Consider the following 6,578-nt stretch of genomic DNA (forward strand, 5'->3'; position numbering starts at 1 on the left):
CAAAAAGTATTGGGGCATGAAGCGTGTGAGGACGAAAGCCCCACCGTGCTTGATACCTATGCCAATACCTCAAGTGCCGGGTCAATCATTGCGTTTCACAAGCATAATGAAGACCTTACTGCAGGGGATGTTGGCTTAATATGCTCGTTCGGCGCGGGATATTCTGCGGGCTCGGTATTTGTGCGGAAAGTGGCTTAATCCATTGGGCTGCGGGTTTACGAGGTAAACCCGCTCGCCAGTTGACGTCAGTTACTAATTCTTTGCCCAAGCCGGTCTGTAATGGGTTGTTCAAGTCTATTTTTCTTGCCCTACAAGTGCGCTGGCAGGGGCTTTGTGCTATTTAGTCGAGTATCATGGCCAGCAAGATATAAATCAAAATCGGCGAGCCAATACCAATAACCGTCGCAACGGCGAATATCAGGCGTATTATCATTGCATCAATGCCTGTCCAGTTGGCAAGTCCTGCACATACGCCAAGAATTTTCTTGTTGGTTTTATCAAGTGTCAGTCGTGACATAAAATTTCTCCCTAAGTTTCAAGCGCGGAACGTTAAGCAATGATCGCTGCATCAGGCACAACAGCGGGTGCGACGCTCATGCCGATGGTGATGAAAGCGCAGATTATGGCTGCAAAAGCAGATAGAATTTGGGTGCGTGCATATTGGGTCATGTTGAATTCCTTTTCGGGTTACCGGACCACTCCGGCTATGCGAGGTACTATGCACGGACCGTGCCAAAATGGACGTAACCCTTAAATACCGTATGTTATGGTATTTTTGGGTGCCAATAAGCATTGGAATTTTTTCACTTATTGGGAAATAACACTAATAATTGGGGTAGGCAGATATCTATTACCGGCTTGACCAAAAATAGCCATGCTATAGCAGGCACAGATTATGGCTTTGTCCCGACTTACTCTGCGTGACTTTCGCAATCATGGCATGCTGGAAATTCGTCCGCAGGCCCAATTTATCGCGCTTCACGGGTCCAATGGAGCCGGCAAGACGAATATTCTGGAGGCTATATCACTTCTTGTGCCAGGTCGCGGGCTACGCCGCGCCGCCATGTCTGATATGGTTAGAGGTGCTGGAGACGGGGGGTTTGCGATTGTCGCAGAGGTCGCTGGTAATGTGATTGGTACTGGCGTCACCGCTGAGCAGCCTGAACGGCGCAAGGTGCGCGTGAATGAGAGCGATGCAGCAATTAACAGCCTTGGCGAGTGGTTGTCGGTGATTTGGCTAACGCCAACTATGGACCGACTGTTTGCAGATGGTGCTGCTGCAAGACGCAGGTTTTTAGACCGTTTGGTACTCGCATTGAACCCCGGCCATGCGCGACACAGCAGCCGCTACGAAAAGGCAATGCAGCAGCGGAACCGCCTGCTGTCCGGTGCTATGCCGGCCGATCCACTTTGGTTGGATGCCCTCGAAGCGCAAATGGCGGAGAGCGGGCGCGTTATTCAGGCCGCGCGCATTTGGGTTGTCCAAGCATTAAGCGAACAACTGCTTGCCACTCCATCCGGACCATTCGCTATGCCGCGGATTAATTTGGTCGATAAGGTTCCAGCCGTGGACGGCGAACTTGCCTCCGTGTGGCGCAAAGGGCGCAACCGTGATGCTGTCGCTGGGCGCACCTTGGCCGGTCCGCACCGTGCCGACTTGGAAGTCGTGCACAGCGCGTCAGGGCAGGTCGCTGAGCAATGCTCCACTGGCGAACAGAAAGCTTTGCTGCTGTCGCTTATATTGGCGCATGCAGCGCTTGTGTCCGCACAACGCGATGCACCACCAATCTTGCTTTTGGATGAAATAGCGGCGCATCTGGACCCATCAAGACGGACCGCACTTTTTGCGTTGCTTGAAGTTACGGGTGCTCAGGTTTGGATGACGGGAACCGAGCCGGAATTGTTTCACGGCATCGGTCCATCCGCTCAGTTGCTTGCCATCGGACAGTATTAGGTCTTAATCGTCCTAGCCAGCCTTGGTAACTTTTTTAGCTACGGCCTTTTTCTTTGGCGGTTTGGGTTTAACCGTCTTGGGAGCGGCAGGCGTAACCTCAAACGCCGGTTCATTGTCCTTGATACGCACGGCCACCTCGCCGCCATGCACAAGCTTGCCAAACAATAATTCTTCGGCAAGCGGCTGCTTGATCTTCTCTTGGATCAACCTACCCATGGGGCGTGCGCCGTATAGCCTGTCATATCCACGTTCCGTCAACCATGCACGCGCCTCGTCATCGAGCTTGATGTGCACATTCTGGTCAGCAAGTTGCAGTTCCAGTTGCAGAATGAACTTATCGACAACGCGCGCAACAACTTCTGGCGGCAAATATGAAAATGGTACCGTCGCATCGAGACGGTTGCGGAATTCTGGCGCAAACATCTTCTTGACGGCTTCGTCGCCGGCATCTTCCTTGCTGATGTTGTTGCCGAAACCGATGCCCTCTTTGGCCATATCGCTGGCACCTGCATTGGTGGTCATGATCAATATGACATTACGGAAGTCGACAGTCTTACCGTGATGGTCGGTTAGGCGGCCATTATCCATCACCTGCAACAATATGTTGAACAGGTCAGGATGCGCTTTTTCGATTTCGTCGAGCAACAACACGCTGTGCGGGCTTTGGTCAACGGCATCCGTCAGAAGCCCGCCTTGGTCAAATCCGACATATCCGGGAGGAGCACCAATCAGGCGGCTGACGCTGTGGCGCTCCATATATTCCGACATATCAAACCGCTTCAGCGGAATGCCAAGGATGGATGCAAGTTGCCGTGCGACTTCGGTCTTGCCGACGCCTGTTGGGCCGCTGAACAGATAGCTGCCAATGGGCTTTTCGGTATCGCGCAGACCTGCACGGCTAAGCTTTATGGCGCTCGCCAATACGCCAATGGCCTTGTCCTGCCCGAACACGACGCGCTTAAGGTCTGCCTCAAGCGTGCCAAGTGCAGTCTTGTCGTCGCTCGAGACCTGCTTTGGCGGGATTCGCGCGATAGTGGCAATGACTGCCTCGATCTCGCGCGCTGTAATCAGCTTGCGCCGCTTTGAAGGGGCAACAAGCATTTGCATGGCGCCAACCTCGTCAATCACGTCGATGGCCTTATCTGGCTGCTTACGGTCGTTGATATAGCGTGAGGATAGCTCCACCGCGGCCTTGATAGCATCAGGGGTGTATTTCACCTTATGATGCGCTTCAAATGCACTGCGCAAACCAGCAAGGATTTTGATCGTGTCCTCAATGCTTGGTTCGTTGACATCAATCTTCTGGAACCGGCGCAGTAACGCGCGGTCCTTTTCGAAATGATTGCGGAATTCCTTATAAGTGGTCGACCCGATGCAACGGATAGTTCCGCCAGACAATGCAGGCTTAAGCAAGTTCGACGCGTCCATGGCCCCGCCGCTTGTGGCACCTGCGCCGATAACAGTGTGAATTTCGTCGATAAACAAAATCGCATCTGGCAATTTCTCAAGTTCGGAGACGACAGCTTTTAACCGTTCTTCGAAGTCACCACGATACCGTGTGCCCGCCAGCAACGCACCCATATCGAGCGAGTAAATCACGGCAGGCAGCAGCACCTCGGGAACCTGATTTTCAACGATGCGACGGGCCAAACCTTCTGCAATCGCAGTCTTACCAACGCCTGGTTCGCCAACATAAAGCGGGTTGTTCTTTGACCGACGGCACAGGATCTGAACCGTGCGGTCAACTTCGGCGGTGCGCCCGATCAACGGGTCAATGCGGCCCTGTTTCGCTTTTTCATTCAGGTTGACGGTGAACTGGTCAAGCGCGCCTTCCTTCTTATCCTTTTTCGACTTGGTGTCTTCAGGCTCTTCGCTCTTGGGTTCGGAGCTACTGACTTGGCGTGGTTCGGCCAGCTTGCCATCCTTGCCAATGCCGTGGCTGATAAAAGAAACGGCATCGAGCCGGCTCATATCCTGTTGTTGCAGGAAATATACGGCATAGCTCTCGCGTTCGGAGAACAATGCGACCAGCACATTTGCGCCAGTAACCACATCCTTGCCCGAGCTTTGCACATGAAGAATGGCGCGCTGGACTACACGTTGGAACCCGCTTGTCGGCGACGGGTCGACCTTACCTTCGACACGCAAGCTTTCCAGTTCAGTGTCCAGGTAAGTGATAATGATGTCCGAAAGCTCGCCCACATCAACACCGCAGGCCTGCATAACCTTGGCTGCATCGGCATCGTCTATCAGCGCCAAAAGGAGATGCTCAAGCGTCGCATATTCATGCGCGCGGTCGCCAGCATGTTTCAACGCGTTGTGAAGGGTTGCTTCCAGCGACTCCGCAAATGATGGCATATTTTCGTCTCCTTGGAATTGAGTCGCTGTATCGATTATTCTCTATATCGGGGCGGCCTTCAGTGCTTTCAAGCGTGTTGAGTTAGATAACGGTTCGGTGCCCAGCTTTCTTAACATCGCTGCGCTATAATTCACTTCTTGAACAACGCGTCAGCGACACTGCGGTGCTTGCTTGCAAACGCAATCTTGCCCTCGCAACGGGCGATTTCGGTTCTCAGTGCCGCGATGCGGGCTTCGAGTTCCGCCACGGAAAGGGCGTCAATATCCTGTTTGACAAGATTGGCCAAAGGGTCGTCGCGGCGGAGCGGCAAATTTTCATCGATATCCATGCCGCATATTTTACCCAACAGCAGTTGCTGTCAATATGAAGCTTCCTTAGAAGGTCTCAAAATCAACGGGGATATGTTGCGCATGGCAAAGCTACCAGAGTTAATGACTGCAATCGAAATTTCGACGCCAGGCGGACCCGAGGTGTTGATTGCATCGCATCGACCTTTACCAGTGCCCCGCGCAGGAGAGGTGCTGTTGAAAGTAGCCTGTGCTGGAGTAAACCGGCCGGACGTAATCCAACGCAAAGGGCTTTATCCTGCACCCGCCGGCGCGAGCGACCTACCCGGTCTTGAAGTGTCTGGCACAGTTGTGGTGGTTGGCGACGAAGTTGATCCGACTGTGATTGGGTCGCGTTACTGCGCTTTAGTATCGGGCGGTGGGTATGCGGAATATTGTCTGGCGCGCATGGACGTCTGTTTGCCGGTGCCAGCGGGTATGGAGATGGTGGAAGCAGCGGCGCTACCTGAAACCCTGTTTACAGTGTGGCATAATGTCTTTGAGCGAGGTTTTGCTGCTCCTGGAGAAGCCATACTTATTCACGGCGGCACCAGCGGCATTGGCACAATGGCCATAAAACTTGGTAAACTGTTCGGCCTAACTGTGATTGTGACCTGTGGTTCGGACGACAAATGTGCCGCTGCGATAAAAATCGGTGCCGATCACGCAATCAATTACAACAGTTCGGACTTTGTCGAGGGCGTCAAAGCAATCACTAATGGCGAGGGCGTTCACCTCGTGCTTGATATGGTCGCGGGCGGGTATGTATCGCGTAACTTGCAATGCCTGCGTGAAGATGGGCGCCACGTGACCATCGCGGTGCAGGGCGGAATGGCCGCGGAAATCAACATGGCCTATGTCATGTCCCGCCGTTTGATGCTCACGGGGTCAACGCTTCGTCCGCGGACGGCTGAGTTCAAGGCATTGCTGGCGCAAGAAATATCAGCAACGGTCTGGCCAATGGTTTGCGATGGCGCCCTTCGACCGGAAATGGACAAAATTTTCCCGCTAGCCGAGGCGGCCGCTGCGCATACCTATATGGAATCAGGTGCGCATGTCGGGAAAATTATGCTGGCGGTTTAAACGGAAGCGGTCGAACGGACGGGTCTTACGACTTTGGCTTGTCCGCCGGCAAACCTTCCAGCCAAGCCTTTACATCAGCAGCGCTTTTCTCGGGAATCTCCTCCATCGGAATATGCCCAACTGCGGGGTAAATGATCAGCCTTGCTTGCGGCATGGCGTCGGCAAACCACTGGGCAGCACTTACTGGGATCAAATTGTCTTCAGCCCCCCATAAAATCAAAACCGGCACTTTGATTCCTGCAAGCCGCTCTTTTGTGCCGGGTGTCATGCTCTTGAAGTTGGCAAACCGTTGCATCGTTGCTTCGCGGTTGCCGGGGTATCGGTTGAGCTCCGAGTATCGATCAATAAGCTTGCCATCAATTTTGGACTGCACGCTCATGGACGTTTTGACGCTTGATTCAAAAACGCTTCGCGGAGCGATGAAACGTGCGGCTTCTTTGAGGACTGGCATGCGCATCAGGCGAAAGCCAAGAGGTGTGTTCCCGGATTTTGCATAAGGTTGCCCGCTTGCATCGACGAGCAGCATGGCATCAACTTTTTCGGGATGCGTGAGTGTGTACAGCCAAGTAACGCCGCCGCCCATGGAATTACCGCCGATTACGGCTTTTTTGATTTTCAATTTTAACAAGAGGCGGTCGACCACGCTAACATAAGATGTATTATCATAAACGCCAGCGGGGTTCTTTCCGGTCAGGCCGTGGCCCGGAAGATCCAGTGAAATTACGCGATAATCCTTACCGAGAATTTTGACCCATGGCTCCCATGTGTGCAACGATGCATTTGAACCGTGAATGAGGACGAGAACGCGGCCATCGGCTTTGCCTTCATCGCGATAATGCACACGCAGGCCAGGCTC

The 6,578-nt window shown here is 53.4% G+C and carries 7 protein-coding genes; 3 read left to right on the forward strand and 4 right to left on the reverse strand.

Translation table 11 applies throughout. The features are described 5' to 3' along the window. A partial coding sequence (locus ACIQ2T_RS11290) for a 3-oxoacyl-[acyl-carrier-protein] synthase III C-terminal domain-containing protein (RefSeq protein ID WP_397590896.1) occupies positions 1-198 on the forward strand: 198 nt, incomplete at its 5' end. A 142-nt stretch (positions 199-340) separates the two neighbouring features. On the opposite strand, the gene ACIQ2T_RS11295 is transcribed toward ACIQ2T_RS11290, so the two are convergent. Next, positions 341-517, reverse strand: coding sequence for a PspC domain-containing protein (locus ACIQ2T_RS11295; protein ID WP_397590897.1), 177 nt, complete (start codon positions 515-517; stop codon positions 341-343). Between the two features lie 378 nt (positions 518-895). Here ACIQ2T_RS11295 and recF point away from each other — a divergent pair, with 378 nt between their 5' ends. Next, positions 896-1,954: a DNA replication/repair protein RecF gene (gene recF / locus ACIQ2T_RS11300; RefSeq protein WP_397590898.1), complete on the forward strand. Its 1,059-nt coding sequence runs from the start codon at positions 896-898 to the stop codon at positions 1,952-1,954. A 12-nt stretch (positions 1,955-1,966) separates the two neighbouring features. On the opposite strand, the gene clpA is transcribed toward recF, so the two are convergent. Continuing rightward, the gene (gene clpA, locus ACIQ2T_RS11305; protein ID WP_397590899.1) at positions 1,967-4,312 is read right to left on the reverse strand and encodes an ATP-dependent Clp protease ATP-binding subunit ClpA; all 2,346 of its coding nucleotides are present in this window, start codon (positions 4,310-4,312) and stop codon (positions 1,967-1,969) included. 131 nt (positions 4,313-4,443) lie between these two features. Further along, on the reverse strand, positions 4,444-4,641 hold the full coding sequence (locus tag ACIQ2T_RS11310; RefSeq protein WP_397590900.1) for a DUF1192 domain-containing protein: 198 nt from the start codon (positions 4,639-4,641) through the stop codon (positions 4,444-4,446). Positions 4,642-4,723: 82 nt separating this feature from the next. Here ACIQ2T_RS11310 and ACIQ2T_RS11315 point away from each other — a divergent pair, with 82 nt between their 5' ends. Beyond that, complete coding sequence (locus ACIQ2T_RS11315; RefSeq protein WP_397590901.1) at positions 4,724-5,722, forward strand: NAD(P)H-quinone oxidoreductase; 999 nt, start codon at positions 4,724-4,726, stop codon at positions 5,720-5,722. 25 nt (positions 5,723-5,747) lie between these two features. Here the strand turns inward: ACIQ2T_RS11315 and ACIQ2T_RS11320 are convergent. After that, positions 5,748-6,578, reverse strand: an 831-nt coding sequence (locus ACIQ2T_RS11320) for an alpha/beta fold hydrolase (protein WP_397590902.1), incomplete at its 5' end; no start/stop codon positions are given.

Source organism: Sphingorhabdus sp., assembly GCF_044357595.1.
Taxonomy (GTDB): Bacteria; Pseudomonadota; Alphaproteobacteria; order Sphingomonadales; family Sphingomonadaceae; genus Sphingorhabdus_B.